Below are 21,769 nucleotides of genomic sequence, written 5' to 3'. Positions count from 1 at the left end.
GGCTTGGGATTTACACCATCCCAAGCCTCGCGCAGACTGCGCCTATGAAGATTTTTTTACTTATCGTACTGGTGCTGACCGCATTGGTGCTGTGGCTGGCGCAGCGTCAGCGACGTGAGGCGCTGCGTCGCCAGCGTGTCATTTCGCAACTGCTGGATGCCGCTGATGCGTTGGAAACCCGGCTGCGGGCCGCGCGCGGCGAGATCGAAGCGATTGCCGGCGACCACGTGAACCCCGTGCGTGCGGCCATGCAGGATTTGCTGCAACAACGGTTGTGGCTGCAAGAGCACGCGCAGCGCGCCAGCGTGGAGCAGCTGGAAAGTGTGCGGCAAGCGCTCGACGGCGCGCGCGCGCGCCTTGATCTGCAATTGCAGCGGGTCGAGCAGGCCCGTGGTGGGCAATGAACATGCCGCAGCTGATCCTTGCGTCCACCTCGGTTTACCGTCGCGATTTGCTCCAGCGCTTGCGGTTGCCGTTTGCGGTGGCGCGTCCGGAGGTGGATGAAACCGCACTACCCGCTGAGGCCCCGCGTGATTTGGCGGTTCGTCTGGCCCGCGCCAAGGCGCAAGCCGTGGCGGCCGCACAGACTGACAATGTGTGGGCGCTTGGCTCCGACCAAGTGGCCGAGTGTGAAGGCCGCGCGCTGGGCAAACCGGGCACCCGCACGGCAGCCATCGCACAATTACAGGCGATGGCGGGCAAGCGCGTTTACTTCCACACCGCGCTGTGCCTGGCGCATCCCGATGGCCGCACGCTGGCGGATATCGACGTGACCTGCGTGCAATTCCGCGCGCTGACCACGGCCGAGATCGCGCGTTATGTGGATGCCGAACAACCGTTCGATTGCGCCGGCAGCTTCAAGTCCGAAGGGCTGGGGATCAGTTTGTTTGAAGCGATTGAAAATCGTGACCCAACCGCACTGATTGGATTGCCGATGATCGCCAGCGCCAGGTTATTGCGGCAGGCCGGTTTCATCGTGCCGTAACCACGGCGTTGCCTGCGCCGGCAATGCAAACAGCCAATACTGTTTTGCGCCAGCATCCACCTTCAAAATTTGCGCGGGAGGCAACGGCCCCAGCTGGGCCTGCAAGCGCCGCAGATACGCTTGTGTCCCGTCAAACCCTGCATGCGACGGACTGACCACTACCAGCAGCGGCCCCTGCCCCAGCGTGTGGCGTGATGTCTGCAACAACTGCCAGAGCGATAACTGCATCGCGCGGCCATGTTTGTCGTTTAACGGGTGCGCTAACACAGGGATGTTGGCATCGCGTAAGGCATAGCCCAACTCTGCACTAATTTTGAAATCCCCGGCCACCACACGCATCCCTGCTGGTGGTTGCATTTGCCGCGCACGCACGGCATCGGCCAAGACATCCCAACCGGCAAAATTGCCCAGCGGCATGCCACGCATGGCGGCCTGGGTGCGCCACGCCGGCATTGCGGCCACGGCAAAAAAACCAAGCGCCACCAGCAAGCCTAGCGCCGTTACCGCCAGCACCGCGCCCTGCATGCCGCGCCGCGCCGTGGCCAGCCACACCGCCACCAAGGGCAGCAATGCCACAAACCCCGGTAGCGGCCAATGAAAGCTGACCCGCTGGCGGTCGGCAAAAAACCCCAGCAGCAAGAAACCCAGCACCATGGCGCTACCGCTCAAAGCCAGATAGCGCGCGGCGGGGTGGTGCGTGCGCAATCCACGCAGCGCCACCCAGCCCATCGCCAGCAAGAGCAACGGCGTGGCCGGCAACAACTGGATCGCACCCAATACCCAGCCGTCACTGCTAAACGCCCAGGGGTGCCGATCGACCAACTGAAACCGCAAGCCCGCATCACCGTGTTGCCAATTCCATAGCAGCAACGGCAGCCACGCCAGCGCGCCGATGGCGATCGCCAGCCACGTTTTGGGCTCGCGCAGCGCGTGCCGGCCCTCGCGTAGCAGCAACAGTGCCACCACGCCCACCGCGATGACCGCGGCAAAGCGATAGTGGGTTAACCCGCCGATCATCAAACCCAGCGCCAGCTCCGCACAGGCCCAGGTCTCCACCTTGCGCAGTAGCTGCAGGCCGGCATCCAGACACAACACGCTGGCCAATAACAGCGGCACATCGGGCAGCGCCATCAGCCCCAGCGTGCCGGCCAGGGGCAGCAGCAGACACAAACTGCCGGCCCACCAACCGATGCGGGCATCCCGTTGCGGCGCGCCAAATTCGCGCGCGCTCATCCACACCAGCAGCCACGGCAGCAGCGCGCCCATCAACAAAAATGGCAGCCGCAGCGCCAGCACATGACCGGGGGCCAGGCTATCTCCAACACGCGCCAGCCACGCGGTGAGGCCCGGTAAATCGGAATACGCCCATGCCAGATGCTGGCCTTCTTGCCAATAAAACGCTTCATCGACAAACAGCGGCAAACGTGCCGCCAGCAGCAATTTGACCAGCAACAGTGCGAGCCACAGGCCAATAAACCAGCGCCTTGCGGCATTTGCATCGTGCATGTCCCGCATCCGCTTGTGACCTCGCTACACTGCCTGTGAATTTGTCACCGAGGCGTCCATGTCCGCAATCCCAGTCACCGACACGATGCTACCCGATGCGCTGCGCAGCGCTCTGCGTGATGCACAAACCCAAGTCAACGAAATGGTGTTGGGCAAGCCCCTGCAAGTGCGCTTGGCCTTTGTCGCCCTGCTGGCCGATGGCCATTTGCTGATTGAAGACTTGCCGGGCTTGGGCAAGACCACACTGGCGCATGCGATGGCGGCTACGCTGGGGCTCGGGTTTTCGCGGGTGCAGTTCACTTCGGACTTGTTGCCGGCGGACATTTTGGGCGTGTCGATTTATGAAGCGCAGACCCGCCAGTTTGAATTTCATCCTGGCCCGGTGTTTGCGCATGTTTTGCTGGCCGATGAAATCAACCGTGCGCCGCCACGCACGCAAAGCGCGCTACTAGAGGCCATGGCCGAACATCAAGTCACCGTAGATGGACAAACACGAGTATTGCCCGATCCATTTTTTGTGATCGCCACCCAGAACCCGGTGGACTTGTCAGGCACCTACCCACTGCCGGATTCGCAATTGGACCGGTTCTTGTTGCGGCTCAGCTTGGGCTATCCGGACGATGCCGCCGAGCGCAGCCTGCTGGCCGGCCGTGACCGCCGCGAATTGATCGCAAAAATCCACCCACTGCTGGATGCGCCGCGCATTCTGGCGCTGCGCAACGCGGTGCAAGACGTACATGCCAGCGATGCGCTGCTGGATTACGTGCAGGCATTGATCGCGCGTAGCCGCAAGCACCCCGGCGTGCGTGTGGGGTTGTCGCCGCGCGCCGGGCTGGCACTGCTGCGGGCAGCGCGGGCGCACGCGCTACTGCTGGGGCGCAGCCATGTGTTGCCGGAGGATGTGCAGGCGTTGTTCCCAGCGGTGGCCGAACACCGGCTGGTGGCCGAAGCCGACGCCTCCACCAGCAGTTTGGCCAAGCAGATTTTGCACGCGGTGGCGGTGGATTGAGGATGCTGGCGGGTCTGCGTCAACGCTTGCAGCGATGGATGCGCCCGCGCGGTCCGGAAGTGCTGCCGGTGCAGCTGGATCGGCATCGAATTTATGTCTTGCCTACCGCCAGCGGGCTATTTTTTGGCTTGCTGCTGGGCACCATGTTGCTGGGCGCACTCAACTTCAACAATAACCCGGCGTTGTTGCTGGCCTTGCTGCTGGCCGGCACCGCGCTGGCCAGTTTGATCGCCGCGCATATGCAGTTGTCTGGGTTGCGAATGGATGCGGTCTCGGCCGAACCCGTGGCTGCCGGTGAAGATTTGCAGCTGCGCATCGCACTGAGCACCGCCGATGCACGTGTGCGCCGGGGCTTGTGCATTCGCCTTGCCGATCGCTTCACCCACACCCGCTTGGATGCCAACGGCACCACCGTGGCGCTGGCATTGGCCACCACGCAGCGCGGCCTGCTGCCATTGCCACGGGTCGAACTGCGCACCGTGCAGCCGTTGGGATTGGCGCGTGCCTGGGGCTATGCGTGGCCGGCACAGGCGCTGCTGGTGTACCCGGCCCCGGAAACCCAAGCGCCACCCCTACCGCAGGCTGAAGGTGGTCAAGGCCACCCACAATTGGCGCGCAGCGGCGAAGACCCGCATCACCTGCGCGGCTACCGGCCCGGTGACGCACCGCGCACGGTGGCGTGGAAGGCCTCGGCCCGGCGCAATAATTTATTGGTGCGCGAATACGAACTACCGCGCGGCGGCGAATTGAAACTGGACTGGCAACACACCCACGGCCTGCCGTATGAACAACGCATCCGCCGCTTGGCTCGCTGGGTAGACGATGCCGAGCGCGAAGGCCGTCGTTACGCGCTGAATCTACCGGCAGCCTTGCCCATTCCGTATGGCAACGGCGCACAACATCGGCACCTGTGCCTGCGTGCGTTGGCGCTGCTGCCCACCGAGGCGCGCCGTGGCTGAGCGCGCGTCCTCCCCGCCAATGACGCCGATCGCGCGCGGCCATGTGCTGTTGGCTGCGGCCGCCTGCCTGCTGCCACTGCTGTTGCAATTGCCGCTGGCGTTGGGTCTGGGCTACGGGCTGGGCGCGTTGGTGGTGGCCGCAGCCTCTTGGCGCAAGCCACTGCCGTTTTGGCTGCGCCTGTTGCTGGGCGGCTGCGGCCTGCTGGCGGTGCTGGCGGTGGCCCCCGGCATTGGGCGCGATAGTGCCTGCGCGGTGCTGGCGGCGATGCTGGCGCTCAAGCCCGCCGAAACCACCAGCCTGCGCGATGGCCGCAGCTTGGTCGGATTTGCGCTATTTGGCCCGTTTGCCACGTTTTTGTTGGATCAAGGCCCGCTCAGTCTGCTGCTGGCGCTGGCGGCGGTGCTGCTGGCGCTGCTGGCCTTGCAACGCTTGGCCGCCGACGAAGGCGAGGTGCCCGACACCCATGCTGCGTCGCTGGTGCAGCGGCCCGCCGTGGTTGCCGTGCTGCGCCTGTTTGCGCTGGGCCTACCGCTGGCATTGGCGGCGTTTTGGTTGTTCCCGCGCCTGCCCACACCGCTATGGGGCCTGCCCGAACGCAGTATTGCCAAGCCCGGCCTGTCCGACAGCATGACCCCGGGCGGCATGTTTGACATGCTGCTGGATGACAGCCCGGCCGCGCGCGTGCAGTTTTTTGGCGCGGTGCCGGCACCCTCGCAACTGTATTGGCGCGGGCCGGTGTTGTGGGATTTTGATGGCCGCACCTGGCATCAAGCGCAGGCTTTGCAACTGTTCACGCCGGCACCGATGCAGGCCGCCGGCACCGGCTGGGAGTATCAGATCGAATTGGAGCCCAGCGAGACCCGGCAACTGGTCGCGCTGGATCTGCCCACCCAACTGCCCGAAGGTGCGCGTGTCAGTTTGGACTACACCCCATGGGCCGATACCCCGCAATACAGCGTGTCGCGCTGGCGTATGCATTCGGCCCCGCCGGCTGTGTTTGAAGCGGATCTGCCCGCCGCCTTGCGTGAACGTGCACTCGCTTTGCCGCAGGGCTACAACCCACGCACCTTGGCCTTGGGTCAGCAATGGCGACGTGAGGCTGGGCATGATTCACACGGCCGCAGCGATGCCGCGATTGCCCAGCGCGCGCTGTCGATGATCGAAAAAAACTTCGCCTACACGCTCAATGTGCCGATGGCCGGGCGCAACGAGATCGATGATTTTTTGTTCGATCGCAAAGAAGGTTTTTGCGAGCACTTCAGTTCTGCATTCGTGGTGCTGATGCGCGCCGCTGGCATCCCCGCCCGCGTGGTCACCGGTTACGCCGGCGGTTATCGCAACCCGGTAGGCGGCTATTGGTTGGTGCGCAAATCTGATGCGCATGCGTGGAGTGAAATCTGGCTACCCAAACGCGGCTGGGTGCGGGTGGACCCCACCGCAGCGGTGGCTCCCGAGCGCGTGTACGACACCCTTGCCGACCGTCAACCCGGCCGCATCGGCAATTTCACCGGGCTGGTGAAGGTGTTCAACACCGCCGACTGGCTACGTCGCGGCTGGAACGACTTTGTGCTGGGTTTCAACGCGCAACGTCAGCGCGACTTGCTCAAACCGCTGGGGGTCAACAGTCTGCAACCGCGCGATCTGGCGCTACTGTTCGCCCTGATTGCCGGCGCGGCACTGCTGTGGATGCGCTGGTTGATCGCCCGTGGCGAACGCCAACGTGACCCGTTATTGCGTGCGTGGCATGCCTTGGATATGCGCTACCGCAAACTGGGGCGTGGCCGCCATCTGCACGAGCCCGCGCAAGTCTGGGCCACCCGCGTGGCCGCCGATACCCCGCACGCCGGCGAGCATCTTTCCACGCTGGCGGCGCGCGTGGCCGCTGCGCGCTATGCGCCGGCGCTCAGCCGTGATGCCCTGCATCAACTCCTGCGCGATTTACGCCGGCATCGCCCATAGCCGGGCAGCGAATCACGGGGTTCCAAAGCGTCCCAATGGCGCACCCGCCAGCAGGTGCAAATGGATTTGAAATACAGTTTGCCCGCCATCGCCATTGCAGTTCATCACGATGCGGTAGCCGTCTTCGGCCAACCCTTGCGCCTTGGCATACGCGGCCGCCGCCGTGGCCAACCGGCCGATCACCAGCGCATCGCTGTCGGGTACATCGTTGAGGGTGGCAAAGTCCTGCTTTGGCACAAACAACACATGCACCGGCGCCTGCGGCGCGATGTCGTGGAATGCAAATAAATGCGCGTCTTCATAGACGATTTTGGCAGGAATTTCGCGGCGCAAAATTTTGTGAAAGATGGTGTCACTCATGCCGATAGCCTCAACGTTCAAAGAATTTCACTACGACTGCCAAACGCATGCGACAGCGTGCCGCGATCGACGTATTCCAGCTCGCCACCCAACGGCACGCCATGCGCCAAACGGCTGGGATGCACGCCGCGCGCACGCGCCAGTTGCGCCAAATAATGCGCGGTGGCCTCGCCTTCCACGGTGGGATTGGTGGCCACGATCAATTCACGCACCTCGCCCTCTTCCAACCGCAGCGCCAACCGGTCTAAGCCCAATTCGTTAGGGCCAATGCCATCCAACGGGCTGAGCCGGCCTTGCAGCACGTAATACAGACCACGAAAACCCGTGGCCTGCTCGATGGCAAGGCGGTCCGCGGGGGTTTCCACCACGCACAGCAAATGCCCGTCGCGCGCGGCACTGGAACACGTCGCGCAACTATCGGTTTCACTGAAATCGCGGCAACGCTGGCAATGCCCCACCCGTTCCATCGCCTGTGCCAACGCCTCCGACAAACGCCGGCCACCGTCGCGCTGGCGTTCCAACAGGTGATAGGCCATACGCTGCGCGGATTTTTGCCCCACACCGGGCAACACGCGCAGGGCATCGATAAGTTGTTCGAGCAGGGAGACTGTCATCGCTTTCGCTTTCGATCGTGATTTCCGCAGAAGCGGGAATCACGGCAGCACATCAGAACGGCAGCTTGAAGCCCGGCGGCAACTGCATGCCGGCGGTGGCACCAGCCATCTTTGCTTGCGATGCGGTATTGATCTTGTTGACCGCATCATTGAACGCAGCCGCAATCAGGTCTTCGGCCATTTCCGGGTCGGCCAGCGCGGCCGGGTCGATGCGTACTTTGCGGCAGTCCATGCGCCCACCCAAGGTCACGCTGACCATGCCGCCGCCGGCATTGCCAGTGGCTTCCAGCGCGGCCACTTCTTCCTGCGCACGCTGCATGTTTTCTTGCATTTTTTGCGCCTGCTGCATCAGCTCGGCGATATTTCCACGCATGTTCTGTCCTGTTTTGTGGGGTGTTGCGATAAGTGAAGATGGCTTGCGCTCATCGATAAACGATTACGGGGTGTCGAGTGCGCGGATCGAGTCGGGCACGATCTGCGCACCATGGGTTTGCACCAAACGCTGGATCCCGGGGTCTTGCGCAAACCCGCGCTCTGCATCGGTTTGCCGAGCGTCACGGGCGCGCAGATTGCGCGCGCTGGCGGTTTCACCGCGCGGCTGGCCAAGCTCAAAACGCACTTGCACCTGCCCGCCCAACTGGGTGCCAATGGCATCGCACAATTGCAGCACCAGATTGGGGGATTTCAGGTGCTCTTGTTCGGGCAGTAGCGAGAGCTTCAACACACCTTCGGCATGCGCCACAAACCCAGAATTTTCCGCCAGTAATTTGGCCGGGCCACGCAAGCCGCTACTGGCGACCAATTCCAGCCAATGTTCACCATCGGTCACCAGCAACGCGCTGGCGGCCTGCGCCGACGGCTCCACCACGCGCGCTGGCAATGCTGCCGCTGGCAACGGTGCTGGCGCTGGCGCTGGTGTTGCCGGGGCGGGTGTCATGGCGTGCAGCTCCGGCGCGCTGGCTGCAGGCTTTGCCGGTGTATTGACCTCCGCCATCGCCGCGCGTGCGCGCGCCGCCGCGTCGATACGTGCTTGCGCGGACGGGTGACTGCTGGCAACAGTTGACGCACGCACCCCCTCTGGCATTGCAGCAGGTGCCCGCTGTGCATCGGGACGAAACGCCAACATGCGCAGCATCGTCATCTCAAACCCACTGCGCGGGGTGGGTGCATAGCCAAGGTCGCGGCGTCCGTTCAATACCATCTGGTACCACAACTGCACCAACTCTGGCCGCAGCTGCGCCGCCAGCGCAGGCACGTCGATGGCATCGCTGCCGGTGTCGTAATCGGGCACCAGTTGCTTGGCTTGAATACGATGCAGGGCCTGTGAGAGTGCATCCAGCACGCTGGCCCAATCGGGCGAAAATTCGGCCAGTTGCGCCACTTCATCCAACAATCGCGCACCATCTGCATCCGCCAATGCTGCCAGCAAGGCATGCACGCGGTTGCGATCCACCGTGCCCAGCATCGCCGCCACCGCTCCACCATCCAGCTTGCCGGCGGTGTAGGCAATCGCCTGATCCAGCAATGACAAGCCATCACGCAGGCTACCGTCGGCGGCTTTGGCCAATTGGGCAACCGCATCGGCATCGGCCTCGATCGCTTCGGCGGCCAGGATTTTTTCGATCTGGCCACCAATCTGCGCTTCATCCAAACGCTTCAAATTGAACCGCAAGCAGCGGCTGAGCACCGTCACCAGCAGCTTTTCCGGGTCGGTGGTGGCAAACAGGAATTTGACGTGCTCGGGGGGCTCTTCCAGCGTTTTCAGCAGCGCGTTGAACGCCTGCTTGGACAGCATGTGGACTTCGTCGATCAGATAGACCTTGTACTTGCCGCGACTGGGCATGTACTGCGCGTTGTCGATCAACTCGCGCACATTGTCCACGCCGGTATTGGAGGCGGCGTCGATTTCCAATAGGTCGATGTAACGCCCGGCGTCGATCGCCCGGCATGTTTCACAGTCACCGCAGGGGTCACTCGACGTGCCGCGCTCGCAATTGAGCGACTTCGCAAAAATGCGCGCGATGGTGGTCTTGCCCACCCCGCGCGTGCCGGTGAACAAAAACGCATGGTGCACGCGGCCGGTTTCCAGCGCATTGGTCAGCGCACGCACGACATGTTCTTGGCCGACCAATTCGGCAAAGCGCTTGGGACGCCACTTTCGGGCAAGCACGAGATAGGACATGCCCCCATTGTGGCATGCAGCGGCCCACCGCCGCGCCGGCCATTTAACCTTCGCACAAGAATTCTTGTGGAACCGCCAGTAGCCCGCTAGAATGCGCGGTTCCGGAGAGGTGTCCGAGTGGTTGAAGGAGCACGCCTGGAAAGTGTGTAAGCGTCTAAACCGCGCTTCGGGGGTTCGAATCCCCCTCTCTCCGCCAGATGTAAAACAAGCCCCCTCGTGGGGCTTTTTTTTACACCCCCGCCGCATGCCGCCACAACGCGCGCACCAGCGGTGGCATCCGCCCGGCCAATCCCAGCGCATGTCCGCGCAGCAGGGTGGGCAGGACGGCGTCGTTGCTATAGACGCGGTTGATGGTTTCGAATGCGTGGGCGTTGATGGCGTTCTCGCTGCGGCGGGTGCGTGCCCAGCGGGCGAGTTGTGTGGGCGATGCGATGTCGTGGCCATGGCGCTGGGCATCGCGCACATGTGTTTGCAACGCAGACACATCGCGCAGACCCAAGTTGACGCCCTGCCCGGCCAAGGGGTGTACCGCGTGGGCGGCGTCGCCGATCAGCAACAGGCGGTCCTGGCATTGCCGGCTGGCCAGTTGCCGGCGCAGCGGAAATGCCGCGCGTGGGGATTGCAGGGTGAAGTCGCCCAGTTCCCCGGCGAAGGCGGTGGCCAGTTCGCGTTCAAACTGTTGCGCGGGGGCGTCCAGCAACCGCTGTGCTTCGGCGTTGGGCAAGGTCCAGACCAGTGATCCCAGCCGCCCGCGCAATGCGGTGTCGCCATCGTCATTGAAGGGCAGCAATGCCACCGGGCCGGTGGGTAAAAACCGCTGCCAGCAGGTGTCTTGATGCGGCTGTTCACTGCTGAGAAAAGCAACCACACCGCGCTGTTGGTAGTCGTGCGCATGTATGTCGATGCCGGCCAGTGTGCGCAGTGTGGAGTGTGCGCCATCGGCGGCGATGGCCAGACGCGCATCCAGCACCACGTCATCATCCAGGCCCACGCGCACGCCGGTGGCGTGTTGCTCCAGCGTCTCGATTTTGGCGGGGCAATGCACGCGCACGCCAGCGCTGCGCAGGGCTTGCCACAGCACGTCCACCAGCAGGCCGTTTTCGACGATCCAGCCCAACTGCGCCTGCCCCAGTGCATCGGCATCAAAGGTCAATGGCGCACCGCCGGCGGCGTCCCACACGCGCATGCCGCGATAGGGCTGCACACGCGCGGCTTGCACCTGCGGCCACACCCCCAGATCGCCCAATAAGGCAGCATTGTCGGGGGCGAATGCAAACACCCGCAGGTCGCGCGTCGTACGTGCCCATGGCGCGGGTTCACGCGGGTCCACCAATGCGACGTGCAGGCCTTCGCGGGTCAGCATCAAGGCCGCGGCGGCGCCCACCACGCCGCCACCGGCGACTACCACATCCAAGCCACTACGCCGGTTCATGCGTACCTCCTGCGGCATAACGCCGGCACATCGCCGCGATACCCCATCGCGCCACCAGCCAGCCAGCCTTGCAACGCGCCGGAGGCATCCAATGCCAGCAGCCCGGCGCTGCGCAGCGGGCGCAGTAGCGGGGCATCGTTTGCGGTCAATTTCGCCAAGCCATCCGAGAACGTCAACGTGCGGTTGCGGTCTTCGCTGCGGCGGGTGGCGTAGCGCTGCAACACCGCCGCGCTGCTGGGGTCATCGGCATGCTCGGCGATGCACTCGGCCAAGGTCAGTGCATCGCGCAGGCCCAGATTGAAGCCCTGCGCACCCAGTGGATGGATGGATTGCGCGGCATTGCCCACCAGTACCGCACACGGTGCGGTCAGTGCGTCGGCCACGCAGCGCTGCATGGGATAGGCGCTGCGCGGGCCAACGTCCAGAAAACGCCCGGCGCGCCAGCCAAACACATGCTGCACCCGCGCAAGGAAGGCGGCATCGCCCAAGGCGGCAACGGCGTCGGCCTCGGCACTGGCCACGCCATGCACCAGTCCGTAATGGCCATCGCCACGCGGTAAGAGTGCGGTCGGGCCGCTCTCGGTGAGGCGTTCAAAGGCGCAGCCATCCGGCGCGCGTTGGCTGCGCAGACGGGCGACAAACAAGGTTTGCGCGTAATCGTACGTCTGGCTGCCGATGCCCACGGCCGTGCGCACCGCGCTGCGTGCACCGTCGGCGGCCACCAGCAAGCGGGCGCGCAATAGCTGCTCGCCATTGGCATCGGCCATTTGGATGCAACGAAACCCGTCTTCCATCGCCGCCACACCGAGAAACCGCGCGGGGCGATAGCGGGTGAGGTGGGCCAACTGGTCTAGCCGCGCTTCCAATGCTTCGCCAAAATCACGCGCCACCACCACCCGGCCGAATTCGCTGCGCCCGTGCTCGCGGGCATCCAACTGCACCCGCCCAAAATCCCCGGCGCGGCTGATGTGGATGCGCCGAATACTGCCGGTGGGCGCGCGCATCAATCCCAGCACCCCCAGTGCGTCCAGCGCATGCAAGGTGGCTTCGGCAAAACTGAGATTGCGCTGATCAAACACCGGTGGCAATGCGCCCGCCGGGGCGGCTTCCAGCATGCCGACATCCAGCCCCAGTGCGTCCAGCGCGATGGCCAGGCTAGCGCCCACCAAACCGCCACCGACGATCAGAACATCGTGGGTGCGGCTGTTTTCCGAGTCATTCTTGGACATTGCGCTATGCTAACGGCTTCGCTGCAATTGACGAAGACCGCCATGAATCGCCCCGCTTCCCTGTCCGCTACTGGCCCACTGGTATTGGCCGCGCTGATCTTTGCCGCCGCATTGACCCGGGTATTGCCGCATCCACCCAATTTTTCGCCGATTGAAGCGGTGGCGCTGTTTGGTGGTGCCTATTTTGCCAAGCGCAGCTGGGCATTGATCGTGCCGTTGCTGGCGATGTTTGCCTCCGATCTGGTGCTGGGCGTGGTCAACGGTGGCGTCTACTGGAGCTATTTCGCCAGCGCCGGCTATCTGCTGGTGTATGCCTGCATCGCACTGTCCACCGTGCTGGGCTTTGGCTTGCGTGGCAAGGTCAGTGGCGGCCGCGTGCTGGGCTACGGCTTGGCCGGCTCGCTGCTGTTCTTTGTGGTCACCAATTTTGGAACATGGCTGGGCAGCAGCATGTACCCGCAAAATGCCAGTGGCTTGCTGGCGGCCTATGTGGCCGGCATCCCGTTCTTCCAGTGGACCGTCGCCGGCACCTTGTTCTATGCGGCGCTGCTGTTTGGCGGCTTTGAATTGCTACGCCGTCGCAACCCGGCACTGCGTGCGCAAACCGCCTGATGGGCAACCGGCTTAGCAAAATCTATACCCGCACCGGTGATGACGGCAGCACCGGCTTGGGCGATGGCTCGCGGGTGGGCAAAGATTCGGCGCGGGTCGAGGCCTATGGCACCGTGGATGAAGCCAATTCCTGCATTGGCCTGTTACTGGCAGTGGATCTGCCAGAGGATGTGCGCGCATTGCTGGTGCGCATCCAGCACCAGTTGTTCGATCTGGGGGGCGAGCTGTGCATCCCTGGCCATGCGGCGGTGTTTGATGCCGATATCGACGCGCTGGAAGCCCAACTTGACCACTTCAACGACGGCCTGCCTGCGCTGAAAGAATTCATCCTGCCCGGCGGTGGCGAGGCCGCTGCGCGCTGCCATATCGCCCGCACCGTGGTGCGTCGTGCCGAGCGCCGCACGGTGGAATTGGCGCGACTGGAAGACATCCGTCCGCAGCCGGTGCACTACCTCAATCGTTTGTCGGATTTGTTGTTTGTGCTGGCCCGCGTGCTGGCCCGTGCCAGTGGCCACGGCGAAGTGCTGTGGGCGCACGAACGCCGCAAATAAACGCACCGGCGGCCGCCACGTATGCTCCAAGTGTTCACCCATCCTGCGTGTTTGGCGCACGACACCGGCCCCGACCACGCTGAACGCCCGGCGCGCCTGCGCAGCATTCTGGGTGCGCTGGAGGCTGCGCACCCGGATCTGGATTGGCAGCAAGCCCCGCGCGCCACCCGTGGTCAATTACTGCGCGTGCACGACGCCGCGTTGCTCGACAGCGTGCTGGAAACCGTGCCGCTTGGGGTGATGGCACTGGACCCCGACACCATGCTGTCACCCGGTTCGGCCGAAGCCGCGCTGCGTGCCGCTGGGGCCGGGGTGGCGGCGGTGGATGCAGTACTGGCTGGGCGCACTACCCGCGCCTTTTGCGCGGTGCGCCCGCCCGGCCACCACGCCACCGCCACCACGGCGATGGGGTTTTGCCTATTCAACAATATCGCCGTGGCCGCACGGCATGCGCTGGATCAGCATGGGCTGGAACGGGTCGTGATTGCCGACTTCGACGTCCATCATGGCAATGGCACCCAAGCCATTTTTGCCACCGAAGCCAAACTTCGGTTTGCCAGCTCCCACCAGTGGCCGTTGTACCCGGGCAGCGGCGCCCACCACGAAACCGGCATCGGCAATATCGCCAATGTCCCTCTGCCCGAAGCCGCTGGCAGTGCCGCATTCCGCGCAGCGTGGCAAATGGAACTCTTGCCATTTCTGGATATGTTCCGCCCACAACTGGTACTGATTTCTGCCGGCTTCGATGGTCATCACCGCGACCCGTTGGCCAATTTGCAGCTGAATACCGATGATTTTGCGTGGATCACCCGCGAATTGGTCGTGATCGCCAACCGGCATTGTGGTGGCCGCGTGGTGTCGATGCTGGAAGGCGGCTATGACCTTACCGCCCTCGCCGAGTGCTGTGTGGCACATATAGATGGCTTACGCTGGTAACCGTTTGCCGCTTGCGGCAAGCTAGTCACCCGTTTTTCGTTTCCGGATCGCCCGTGCGCCCAGTCCTGCGCCTGCTCCCCTTGTCCTTGTGCATCACTCTTTCGCTACAGGCGCATGCTGCCGACGGCAAATCCACGCCATCGTACAAATTGTGCCCGGTGGTGGATGCAGTGCCAGCATTTGAAGATGCCCAGAAAGCCCCCGAAGGGCTGAATCTGCTCGACAACAATCATCGCCCCACCGATATCGAAGGCGATTTGCTGTCAGGCACCGAAGCCAACCCGATGTTCAATGGCAATGTCACCATGCGCCGTGGCGACCAATTCATGGGTGCCGACCAGCTGACCTTCGACAAGGCTCAGAACCGCTACAACGCCGAAGGAAGCGTGCGTTACCAAGCATCCGGCCTGCGCATGCGCGCCGCGCGTGCCGAAGGGGATCAAAATTCCGACACCCACAGCATGCAGGACTTGGAATACCAACTGCTGTCGCGACGCGGCAATGGCAAGGCGCACAGCCTGAGCATGACTGGCGATATTGGCAGCCTGTACGGTGCCACCTACTCCACGTGCCCGCCCGAAGAACGGCATTGGGAATTAAGCGCCAAAAAAATCGACATCAACACCAGCACCAATATGGCGGTGGCGCACGGTGCCACATTGCGCGTAGGCAAAGTACCCGTGCTGTATTTGCCGTGGTTCATGTTCCCCACCAATGATGACCGCCGCACCGGCTTGCTGTTGCCGTCGATGTCCAATTCCAGCCGCAATGGGTTTGATTATCGGCAACCCATTTACCTGAACCTTGCCCCCAACTATGACGCCACCTTGATGCCGCGCTGGATGAGTAAGCGCGGCGCGGCGATGGGTGGGCAATTCCGTTATCTCAATGAAACCGGCCACGGCGAATTGGACGCGCTGTGGATGCCCGATGACAAGCTGCGTAAGCGCAGCCGAGGACTGGCACATTTCGAAGGCGTGCAAGATCTATCGCCCAACTGGCAGGCACGTGCCGACGTCAATTGGATCAGCGACCCGTACTATTTCGAAGACTTCAACAACAATATCGATGGCCTCTCACAGGCCACTTCCTACAGCGCCATCGGCGTGTATGGACGCGGCATGGAATGGACCGCCGGCATCAGTGCAGATCATTGGCAACTGGCTGACTTCACCCTCAGTGACAGCATCCTGCCCTACGACCGTTTGCCACGTGCCTTCGTCAGTTGGGAACGCCACCTGACCAGCACACTGCAATTTGGTGTTGATGCAGAGGCGGTGAAGTTTCATCACCCGGTGTATGCCGCAGGCTCGCGGCTGGATATCAAACCGTGGATCAGCGCGCCACTGGAAGGCGACGCGTGGTTCTTGCGCCCCACCTTGGCCTATCGCGTCACTGGCTATTCGCTAGATCACGCGCTGGGGCAGACCTTGGGTGGCAATTCGCCATCACGCGGGCAGTCGATTTTCAGCCTTGACACTGGCCTGTTCTTTGACCGCGACATGCAGGTCAAAGGCAAAGATTATTTGCAAACCATCGAGCCACGGCTGTTCTATTTGAATGTGCCCTACGTCAACCAGTCCAACATGCCGGTGTTCGATACCCAGCCACTGACCTTCAGCTGGAACCAGCTGTTCCGCGACAATCGCTATTCCGGTGCCGACCGCCAAGCCGATGCCAATCAGCTCACCTTGGCCATCAGCACCCGCATGATTCGTCAGTCCGACGGCCACGAGCGACTCTCGCTTAGCCTTGGCCAGATCCGCTATTTCGAAGACTCGCGGGTGCGTCTGCCAAACGAGCCCATCACCCAAGAAGGCCGCTCGGCTTGGGTCGTGGATGCCAACTACGCCCCCACCGACCGCTGGACGATTGGTGCCTCCTACCAACGCGACCCCAAGTTCAACCGCACCGATCTGGCCAGCGTGCGTGCCCGTTACCTGCTGCCCAATGAAGGCGTGTTCAACCTGAGCTACCGCTATCGCCGTGCCCTGCTGGAACAAATCGACGCCTCGTTCCTGTACCCCATCAACGAACGCTGGAGCATCGTTGGCCGGCAATACTATTCCCTGCGCGACAGCAAGACCCTGGAAAGCCTCGCCGGCGTGCAGTGGGATAGCTGTTGTGTCGCCGTTCGGGTTGTGGCCCGCCGCTACGTGCAAAATCGCATGGGCGACCTCGGCAACACCTTGATGTTTGAAATCGAACTGAAAGGGCTGGGTTCGGCCGGGCAAGATACCCAGCGTGCCTTGCGCCGGGCCATCCTCGGCTACAATCGCGATGATTTGTACCTGGTCCCACCGCAGATCGCCACGGGCCAGCCATCCACGCAGGACAATACGAAAATTCCATGACCTCCAGCTATCGCTTGTGCGCCCCCCGTCCCCTGCTGGCGGCTTTATTGCCGGCATTACTGTTCGTATCCGGCGCGCAGGCACAGGACTACGCAACGCCACAGCCAGTGGATCGCATTGCCGCAGTGGTCAACGAAGACGTGATTTTGCGCAGCGAGCTTGATCGCGCAGTTGCCAATATTCGTTCCCAATACGCAGGCAAAGAAAATCAACTACCACCCGCAGATGTGTTGCAGCGGCAGGTGCTGGAGCGCTTGATCCTGATGCGCTTGCAGCTTGCCCGCGCCACCGATGCCGGCATCACCGCCAGTGACGCGGATCTGGAACGTGCAGTACAGGGTGTGGCGCAGCAAAACAGCATGAGCGTCGATCAACTGCGCGAACGCCTCGGCAAGGACGGCATGAGCTTTGCCGATTTCCGCAACAATCTGCGCGACGAAATCATCACCCAAAAGCTGCGTCAAAGTTTTGCTCAAGGCCGCATCAACGTCAGCGAGGCCGAAGTGGACGCTGCGCTGGCCAATGCCTCGGCGGCAGCCAGTCAGCAGTTTCATCTGGCGCATATTCTGGTCGGCACCCCCGATGGTGCCACCCCGGAACAAATCGCCACCGCACAGAAAAAAGTGGATGGCATCAAAAGTCTGGTTGAGCGCGGCGAAATGACCTTCTCGGCAGCCGCCGTGCGCTATTCCGACAGCCCCAATGCACTGGAAGGCGGCGACTTGGGTTGGCGCAGCATGAACGAAATCCCGCCGGCGTTTGCCGCCGCCATCGCGCAAATGAAGGATGGCCAAGTGATTGGCCCCATCCGTGGCCCCAGTGGCTTCCAATTGCTGCAATTGGTGGGCAGCCGTACTCAAGCGGCAGGCGGTGGCGAAAAAGTCACCCAATATTCGGCACGTCAAATCTTGATCAAAGTCGATGACAAAACCGATGACGCCGCCGCCAAGGCCAAGGCCGACACGCTGGCCGCCCGCCTGGCGGGGGGGGCCGATTTTGCCAAACTCGCCGGGGAAGCCTCGGACGATGCCAGCACCCGCCGCCGCGGTGGTGACCTTGGTTGGGTCGGTGCTGATACCTATGGCACCGCATTTGGCATGCAGATGGCTGGACTAAGTGATGGTCAGACCTCTGCCCCGTTCAAAACCGATGCGGGCTGGGTGATCGTGCAGCGCACCGGCACCCGTGAAATTGCCGCCGGTGACGAAAACATGCGCGGCCAAGTGCGTGAAACCATTGGTCGGCGCAAGCTGGAAGAAGAGTGGAACCGCTGGCTACGTGAAATGCGTGGCGAAGCATTCGTCGATACTCGCGATGATCAAGGCAAATCCACTCGTCCTGCACTACCGGAAACCACCAAAGAACACCCCAAGATGACCCCGGTGGATGTCCATCCCGAGGGTAGCCGCACGGCATTTTAAGTACGATGCCACCTCGTCTTGCACTGCTTCCGGGTGAACCTGCGGGCATTGGCCCGGAATTGGTCGTCCATGCCGCCCAGCACGATTGGGCGGCGCAATTGGTGATTTTTGGTGATGCCGCCAGCTTGCAACGTGCGGCGCAGGCACTTGGCCTGCCGCTGCACCTGCACCCCTACGGTGCAGCACCGCATCACCCGCGCAGTCTGGCCATCGTGGACATCCCACACCCGGTGGCCACCCGTTTTGGTCACCCCAACCCGGCCAATACCACCTCGCTGATCGCCGCCATCAGCCGCGCCGCACGCGCCTGCATCGACGGCGAACTGGATGGTCTGGTGACCGGCCCGGTGCACAAGGCGGTGATCAATGCCGGCGGCATCACTTTTACCGGCATGACCGGCCTGCTGGCCGATCAAGCCGACTGCGATGTGGTGATGATGCTGGCCAACTCGCAGATGCGGGTAGCGCTACAAACCGTACACATGCCCTTGCGTGAGGTGGCCGCCGCCATCACGCCAGAAGCCGTGGTGCGCACACTGCGCATCGTCGATACCGCGCTGCGCACTCAGTTTGGTATCCCCGCGCCCACGATTGCCGTGTTGGGCCTGAACCCACATGCGGGCGAGGACGGCCATCTGGGCCGTGAAGAACTCGACATCCTCATCCCCACCCTCGACCACTTGCGCAGCGAAGGCATGCACTTGATTGGCCCGCTGCCCGCCGATACTGCCTTCCTGCCCGACAAACTGCGCGGCTTTGACGCGGTGCTGGCGATGTACCACGACCAAGGCCTGCCGGTACTCAAACACGCCGATTTCACCCACGCCGTCAATATCAGTCTGGGCCTGCCCTACCCGCGCGTAGCGGTGGATCACGGCACCGCGCTGGAGCTGGCCGGCACCGGCAAGGCCGACCCGTCCAGCCTGTACGCCGCCATCCGCACCTGCACGCAATTGGCCACAACAGGACGAGCGGCACGATGAGCGGGTTCACCGAACCGGCCAAGAAGCACCTCGGCCAGAACTTCCTGCACGACCACGGCGTGATTGCCAACATCGTGCTGGCGATCAACCCGCAGCCGGGTGATGCCATCGTCGAGATCGGCCCCGGACAAGGCGCGCTGACGTTTCCGCTGCTGAAAAAACACGGCGCGCTGACCGCGATCGAGTTTGACCGCGACCTGCACGCGCCACTGCAAGCGGCCGCGCAAGCGCATGGCACGCTTCACCTGATCGAAGGCGATGTGCTGGGCGTGGATTTCAGCGCACTGGCCGCGCAGCGCGGCGATGCGCATGGGCAAATCCGCTTGGTCGGCAACCTGCCCTACAACCTCAGCTCACCGATTTTGTTCCATGCGCTGGATCATGCCGCCGCGATCCGCGACATGCACTTCATGCTGCAAAAGGAAGTGGTCGAACGCATGGCCGCCGGTCCCGGCAGCAAGGTGTATGGTCGCCTCAGCGTGATGCTACAAGCGTACTGCGCGGTGACGCCACTGTTCATCGTGCCGCCGGGGGCCTTCAAACCGGCACCGAAGGTGGACTCAGCGGTGGTACGGCTGGTGCCAAAACCGCAAGCGGCCATCGGCGTTGCCCACCCTCCCAGCTTTGCCAACGTGGTGCGCGCCGCCTTCGGCCAGCGTCGTAAAACCTTGCGCAATGCGTTGCAGGGTGTGGCCGACAGCGCGCACATCGAAGCCGCTGGCCTGCGCCCAGACGCACGTGCCGAACAAGTGGAAGTGGCCGGATTCGTGCGTTTGGCGAACTTGCTAGCAGCCAATTGACCCGCCCACACAAAAGCATGGGCGCAAGCCGGCGCGCGCCGCTAGAATGGCGGCATGAGCAACAACGATTATCAGTTCGACATCGCGGTCAACGCGCATTTTCTGGATGACCAATCGGTCCCGGAAGAGGGCCGTTTCGTGTTTACCTACACCATCCAAATTCGCAATCAGGGCAAACACCCGGCACGCCTGTTGGGCCGCCATTGGTTGATTACCGACGGTAACGGCAAAGTCCGCGAAGTGGTAGGTGAGGGCGTGGTGGGTGAACAACCGTGGCTGCGGCCCGGCGAGGGCTTTGAGTACACCTCAGGCGCGGTACTGGAAACCGATATCGGCACCATGCGTGGCAGTTACGACATGCTGGCCGATGATGGCACCCGCTTTGCCGCGCCCATCCCGTCGTTCACCCTGTCCATTCCGCGCACTTTGCACTGAGACGGTGAGCTGATGGCCGTCTGGGCAATTGGCGACCTGCAAGGTTGCTACGACGTGACCCAGCGTTTGCTGGAGAAAATTCGCTTTGATCCGGCGAGTGATCGCCTGTGGTTTTGCGGTGACTTGGTCAACCGTGGTGGGCAGTCCGCCGAGACCTTGCGCTTGGTGCATTCGCTGCGTGAGGTCAGTCACGTGGTGTTGGGCAATCACGATCTGTCGTTGTTGGCCATCGCCGAACGCAGCCCCGACGAGCAACGCCGGGTCAACCCTGACTTGCAAGGCGTGCTGTTTGCCGAAGATGCACCGGAACTTCTAGGCTGGTTACGCAAGCGCAAACTCTGCCATGTGGACCGCACATTGGGCTGGATGATGGTGCATGCCGGCTTGGCCCCGAAGTGGACAAGCTTTTTGGCTGAAAAACACGCGCGCGAAGTTGAGTCCCGCCTGCACGGCGACAACTACCGCCGCCTGCTGCGCAATATGTATGGCGATGGCCCCGAATGGTCACCGCGCCTGCAAGGGATGGAGCGCGATCGCGCGATCATCAATATCTTCACCCGCATGCGCTATTGCAGCCCGCGCGGACGTATCGCGTTCGAACACAAAGGCGCTCCGGGCAGCCAGCTTCCGGGGTTGTACCCGTGGTTTTCGGTACCCGGCCATGCCCCGCGCGACCTGAATATCGTCTGCGGCCATTGGAGCGCACTGGGTCTGCATATCGGCAACGGCATCCACGCCATCGACACCGGCGCGGTGTGGAGCGGCAAACTTACCGCCCTGCAATTGGATGCCGAAGGCTTGCATGTGGTGCAAGTGCCCGGCCGCGATGTGCCCGCACCTGCGCCCAAGCAACGCCATAAACACAAACCGGCGCAGCCAGCGCGTCGCCCCGACGCCCCCCCACCGGGGCCCCGCTAAGCGCGCGTGTACGTCACCATCGAAAACGCAAATGCATGCGCGGCATCGGCTGGGTGCTGGATGCGTGCGGTTGCGTGCCAGATGCGGGTATCGAATTGTGGAAAAAACGTATCCGCGCCTGCCACCTCGGTGTCCACATAGGTCAGATGCAGCCGCGTGGCCTGCGATAGCGTCAACGCATAGAGTTCACCACCGCCGATCACGCAGAGCACGTCACTGCCGTCGGCAGCCGCAATCTCCAGCGCCGCATCCACCGTGGTCACCGCCTGCATCCCCGCAAATGGCACCTCGCCACTGCGGGTTAGCACTAGGTTGCGCCGTTTGGGTAAGGCCCGTCCCAGTGATAGCGCGGTCTTGCGCCCCATTAGCACCGGTTTATTCAAAGTCAGGGCTTTGAAATGGTGCAAATCGTCCGGCAAATGCCACGGCAAGGCATTGCCTTTTCCAATGGCGAAATTGCGATCCAACGCCGCGATAAGGGTGAGAGTAGGCATCGCTATCATCATGCGTGCGCGGGTGGCGT

General features: G+C 62.9%; 22 protein-coding genes and 1 tRNA gene. 15 read left to right on the top strand and 8 right to left on the bottom strand.

Going from position 1 to position 21,769, the window contains the following annotated elements; all coding sequences use genetic code 11:
* Positions 1 to 44 precede the first annotated feature (44 nt).
* The gene (locus PK789_RS02225; protein ID WP_324306722.1) at positions 45 to 404 is read left to right on the top strand and encodes a hypothetical protein; all 360 of its coding nucleotides are present in this window, start codon (positions 45 to 47) and stop codon (positions 402 to 404) included.
* A gap of 2 nt (positions 405 to 406) precedes the next feature.
* Positions 407 to 985, top strand: coding sequence for a Maf family protein (locus PK789_RS02220; protein WP_324306721.1), 579 nt, complete (start codon positions 407 to 409; stop codon positions 983 to 985).
* Here PK789_RS02220 and PK789_RS02215 read toward each other — a convergent pair.
* Positions 953 to 2,491 carry an ArnT family glycosyltransferase gene (locus PK789_RS02215; RefSeq protein WP_324306719.1) on the bottom strand — a complete coding sequence of 513 codons (1,539 nt, stop codon included), beginning with the start codon at positions 2,489 to 2,491 and terminating at the stop codon, positions 953 to 955. The two genes, PK789_RS02220 and PK789_RS02215, sit on opposite strands and share 33 nt — an antisense overlap.
* A gap of 58 nt (positions 2,492 to 2,549) precedes the next feature.
* Here PK789_RS02215 and PK789_RS02210 point away from each other — a divergent pair, with 58 nt between their 5' ends.
* From PK789_RS02210 to PK789_RS02200, 3 genes are read left to right on the top strand one after another with little or no spacing between them, the layout of a single operon-like run.
* Positions 2,550 to 3,500, top strand: a complete 951-nt coding sequence (locus PK789_RS02210) for an AAA family ATPase (RefSeq protein WP_324306717.1) — start codon at positions 2,550 to 2,552, stop codon at positions 3,498 to 3,500.
* A gap of 2 nt (positions 3,501 to 3,502) precedes the next feature.
* Positions 3,503 to 4,459 carry a DUF58 domain-containing protein gene (locus PK789_RS02205; protein WP_324306716.1) on the top strand — a complete coding sequence of 319 codons (957 nt, stop codon included), beginning with the start codon at positions 3,503 to 3,505 and terminating at the stop codon, positions 4,457 to 4,459.
* 19 nt (positions 4,460 to 4,478) lie between these two features.
* Complete coding sequence (locus tag PK789_RS02200) at positions 4,479 to 6,419, top strand: transglutaminase TgpA family protein (RefSeq protein WP_324306714.1); 1,941 nt, start codon at positions 4,479 to 4,481, stop codon at positions 6,417 to 6,419.
* Positions 6,420 to 6,431: 12 nt separating this feature from the next.
* On the opposite strand, the gene PK789_RS02195 is transcribed toward PK789_RS02200, so the two are convergent.
* From PK789_RS02195 to dnaX, 4 genes are all read right to left on the bottom strand, one after another.
* Positions 6,432 to 6,779, bottom strand: coding sequence for a histidine triad nucleotide-binding protein (locus tag PK789_RS02195; RefSeq protein WP_324306712.1), 348 nt, complete (start codon positions 6,777 to 6,779; stop codon positions 6,432 to 6,434).
* A 17-nt stretch (positions 6,780 to 6,796) separates the two neighbouring features.
* Complete coding sequence (gene recR, locus PK789_RS02190; protein WP_324306711.1) at positions 6,797 to 7,393, bottom strand: recombination mediator RecR; 597 nt, start codon at positions 7,391 to 7,393, stop codon at positions 6,797 to 6,799.
* A 52-nt stretch (positions 7,394 to 7,445) separates the two neighbouring features.
* The gene (locus PK789_RS02185; RefSeq protein ID WP_324306709.1) at positions 7,446 to 7,766 is read right to left on the bottom strand and encodes a YbaB/EbfC family nucleoid-associated protein; all 321 of its coding nucleotides are present in this window, start codon (positions 7,764 to 7,766) and stop codon (positions 7,446 to 7,448) included.
* Between the two features lie 63 nt (positions 7,767 to 7,829).
* Positions 7,830 to 9,575 (bottom strand): DNA polymerase III subunit gamma/tau, encoded by a 1,746-nt coding sequence (dnaX, locus tag PK789_RS02180; protein ID WP_324306708.1) that lies wholly within the window; start codon positions 9,573 to 9,575, stop codon positions 7,830 to 7,832.
* 103 nt (positions 9,576 to 9,678) lie between these two features.
* Here dnaX and PK789_RS02175 point away from each other — a divergent pair.
* Positions 9,679 to 9,771: transfer RNA gene (locus PK789_RS02175), tRNA-Ser, on the top strand.
* A 33-nt stretch (positions 9,772 to 9,804) separates the two neighbouring features.
* Here PK789_RS02175 and PK789_RS02170 read toward each other — a convergent pair.
* Complete coding sequence (locus PK789_RS02170; protein WP_324306706.1) at positions 9,805 to 11,007, bottom strand: FAD-dependent oxidoreductase; 1,203 nt, start codon at positions 11,005 to 11,007, stop codon at positions 9,805 to 9,807.
* Positions 11,004 to 12,236: a 2-octaprenyl-6-methoxyphenyl hydroxylase gene (ubiH, locus tag PK789_RS02165; protein WP_324306705.1), complete on the bottom strand. Its 1,233-nt coding sequence runs from the start codon at positions 12,234 to 12,236 to the stop codon at positions 11,004 to 11,006. Before ubiH ends, PK789_RS02170 begins: the two co-directional genes overlap by 4 nt.
* A gap of 42 nt (positions 12,237 to 12,278) precedes the next feature.
* On the opposite strand from ubiH, the gene PK789_RS02160 reads away from it, so the two are divergent.
* Genes PK789_RS02160 through PK789_RS02120 form a run of 9 tightly spaced genes read left to right on the top strand, consistent with a single transcriptional unit; the run spans position 12,279 to position 21,246 of the window.
* The gene (locus tag PK789_RS02160) at positions 12,279 to 12,848 is read left to right on the top strand and encodes a DUF6580 family putative transport protein (protein ID WP_324306704.1); all 570 of its coding nucleotides are present in this window, start codon (positions 12,279 to 12,281) and stop codon (positions 12,846 to 12,848) included.
* A complete protein-coding gene (locus PK789_RS02155) occupies positions 12,848 to 13,399 on the top strand; it encodes a cob(I)yrinic acid a,c-diamide adenosyltransferase (protein WP_324306703.1) in 552 nt (183 codons plus the stop codon). Before PK789_RS02160 ends, PK789_RS02155 begins: the two co-directional genes overlap by 1 nt.
* 21 nt (positions 13,400 to 13,420) lie before the next feature.
* Positions 13,421 to 14,335, top strand: a complete 915-nt coding sequence (locus tag PK789_RS02150; RefSeq protein WP_324306702.1) for a histone deacetylase family protein — start codon at positions 13,421 to 13,423, stop codon at positions 14,333 to 14,335.
* A 53-nt stretch (positions 14,336 to 14,388) separates the two neighbouring features.
* The gene (gene lptD, locus PK789_RS02145; protein ID WP_324306701.1) at positions 14,389 to 16,689 is read left to right on the top strand and encodes an LPS assembly protein LptD; all 2,301 of its coding nucleotides are present in this window, start codon (positions 14,389 to 14,391) and stop codon (positions 16,687 to 16,689) included.
* Entirely contained in the window at positions 16,686 to 18,110 is a 1,425-nt protein-coding gene (locus tag PK789_RS02140; protein ID WP_324306700.1) for a peptidylprolyl isomerase, read from the top strand. The genes lptD and PK789_RS02140 overlap by 4 nt, the downstream gene beginning before the upstream one ends.
* A gap of 5 nt (positions 18,111 to 18,115) precedes the next feature.
* Entirely contained in the window at positions 18,116 to 19,093 is a 978-nt protein-coding gene (gene pdxA / locus PK789_RS02135) for a 4-hydroxythreonine-4-phosphate dehydrogenase PdxA (protein ID WP_324306699.1), read from the top strand.
* Positions 19,090 to 19,893 (top strand): 16S rRNA (adenine(1518)-N(6)/adenine(1519)-N(6))-dimethyltransferase RsmA, encoded by an 804-nt coding sequence (gene rsmA / locus PK789_RS02130; RefSeq protein WP_324306698.1) that lies wholly within the window; start codon positions 19,090 to 19,092, stop codon positions 19,891 to 19,893. The genes pdxA and rsmA overlap by 4 nt, the downstream gene beginning before the upstream one ends.
* A gap of 54 nt (positions 19,894 to 19,947) precedes the next feature.
* Positions 19,948 to 20,328: a Co2+/Mg2+ efflux facilitator ApaG/CorD gene (gene apaG / locus PK789_RS02125; protein ID WP_324306696.1), complete on the top strand. Its 381-nt coding sequence runs from the start codon at positions 19,948 to 19,950 to the stop codon at positions 20,326 to 20,328.
* Positions 20,329 to 20,340: 12 nt separating this feature from the next.
* Complete coding sequence (locus tag PK789_RS02120) at positions 20,341 to 21,246, top strand: symmetrical bis(5'-nucleosyl)-tetraphosphatase (RefSeq protein WP_324306694.1); 906 nt, start codon at positions 20,341 to 20,343, stop codon at positions 21,244 to 21,246.
* Here the strand turns inward: PK789_RS02120 and PK789_RS02115 are convergent.
* Positions 21,243 to 21,740 carry a dihydrofolate reductase gene (locus tag PK789_RS02115; RefSeq protein ID WP_324306693.1) on the bottom strand — a complete coding sequence of 166 codons (498 nt, stop codon included), beginning with the start codon at positions 21,738 to 21,740 and terminating at the stop codon, positions 21,243 to 21,245. The genes PK789_RS02120 and PK789_RS02115 overlap by 4 nt on opposite strands.
* Positions 21,741 to 21,769: the final 29 nt, after the last annotated feature.

The organism is Thermomonas sp., assembly GCF_035369645.1.
GTDB lineage: Bacteria > Pseudomonadota > Gammaproteobacteria > Xanthomonadales > Xanthomonadaceae > Thermomonas.
This window is presented reverse-complemented; position numbering and strand designations above follow the sequence as displayed.

Excerpts from the sequence above, each read along its gene's own strand:
- apaG (WP_324306696.1), top strand. The coding sequence starts at position 19,948 with ATGAGCAACAACGATTATCAGTTCGACATCGCGGTCAACGCGCATTTT.
- PK789_RS02115 (WP_324306693.1), bottom strand. The coding sequence starts at position 21,740 with ATGCCTACTCTCACCCTTATCGCGGCGTTGGATCGCAATTTCGCCATT.
- PK789_RS02140 (WP_324306700.1), top strand. The coding sequence starts at position 16,686 with ATGACCTCCAGCTATCGCTTGTGCGCCCCCCGTCCCCTGCTGGCGGCT.
- PK789_RS02150 (WP_324306702.1), top strand. The coding sequence starts at position 13,421 with ATGCTCCAAGTGTTCACCCATCCTGCGTGTTTGGCGCACGACACCGGC.
- PK789_RS02170 (WP_324306706.1), bottom strand. The coding sequence starts at position 11,007 with ATGAACCGGCGTAGTGGCTTGGATGTGGTAGTCGCCGGTGGCGGCGTG.
- PK789_RS02195 (WP_324306712.1), bottom strand. The coding sequence starts at position 6,779 with ATGAGTGACACCATCTTTCACAAAATTTTGCGCCGCGAAATTCCTGCC.
- PK789_RS02205 (WP_324306716.1), top strand. The coding sequence starts at position 3,503 with ATGCTGGCGGGTCTGCGTCAACGCTTGCAGCGATGGATGCGCCCGCGC.
- PK789_RS02225 (WP_324306722.1), top strand. The coding sequence starts at position 45 with ATGAAGATTTTTTTACTTATCGTACTGGTGCTGACCGCATTGGTGCTG.
- PK789_RS02155 (WP_324306703.1), top strand. The coding sequence starts at position 12,848 with ATGGGCAACCGGCTTAGCAAAATCTATACCCGCACCGGTGATGACGGC.
- PK789_RS02160 (WP_324306704.1), top strand. The coding sequence starts at position 12,279 with ATGAATCGCCCCGCTTCCCTGTCCGCTACTGGCCCACTGGTATTGGCC.
- PK789_RS02215 (WP_324306719.1), bottom strand. The coding sequence starts at position 2,491 with ATGCACGATGCAAATGCCGCAAGGCGCTGGTTTATTGGCCTGTGGCTC.
- PK789_RS02220 (WP_324306721.1), top strand. The coding sequence starts at position 407 with ATGCCGCAGCTGATCCTTGCGTCCACCTCGGTTTACCGTCGCGATTTG.
- rsmA (WP_324306698.1), top strand. The coding sequence starts at position 19,090 with ATGAGCGGGTTCACCGAACCGGCCAAGAAGCACCTCGGCCAGAACTTC.
- PK789_RS02210 (WP_324306717.1), top strand. The coding sequence starts at position 2,550 with ATGTCCGCAATCCCAGTCACCGACACGATGCTACCCGATGCGCTGCGC.
- recR (WP_324306711.1), bottom strand. The coding sequence starts at position 7,393 with ATGACAGTCTCCCTGCTCGAACAACTTATCGATGCCCTGCGCGTGTTG.
- PK789_RS02200 (WP_324306714.1), top strand. The coding sequence starts at position 4,479 with ATGACGCCGATCGCGCGCGGCCATGTGCTGTTGGCTGCGGCCGCCTGC.
- PK789_RS02120 (WP_324306694.1), top strand. The coding sequence starts at position 20,341 with ATGGCCGTCTGGGCAATTGGCGACCTGCAAGGTTGCTACGACGTGACC.
- dnaX (WP_324306708.1), bottom strand. The coding sequence starts at position 9,575 with ATGTCCTATCTCGTGCTTGCCCGAAAGTGGCGTCCCAAGCGCTTTGCC.
- pdxA (WP_324306699.1), top strand. The coding sequence starts at position 18,116 with ATGCCACCTCGTCTTGCACTGCTTCCGGGTGAACCTGCGGGCATTGGC.
- PK789_RS02185 (WP_324306709.1), bottom strand. The coding sequence starts at position 7,766 with ATGCGTGGAAATATCGCCGAGCTGATGCAGCAGGCGCAAAAAATGCAA.
- ubiH (WP_324306705.1), bottom strand. The coding sequence starts at position 12,236 with ATGTCCAAGAATGACTCGGAAAACAGCCGCACCCACGATGTTCTGATC.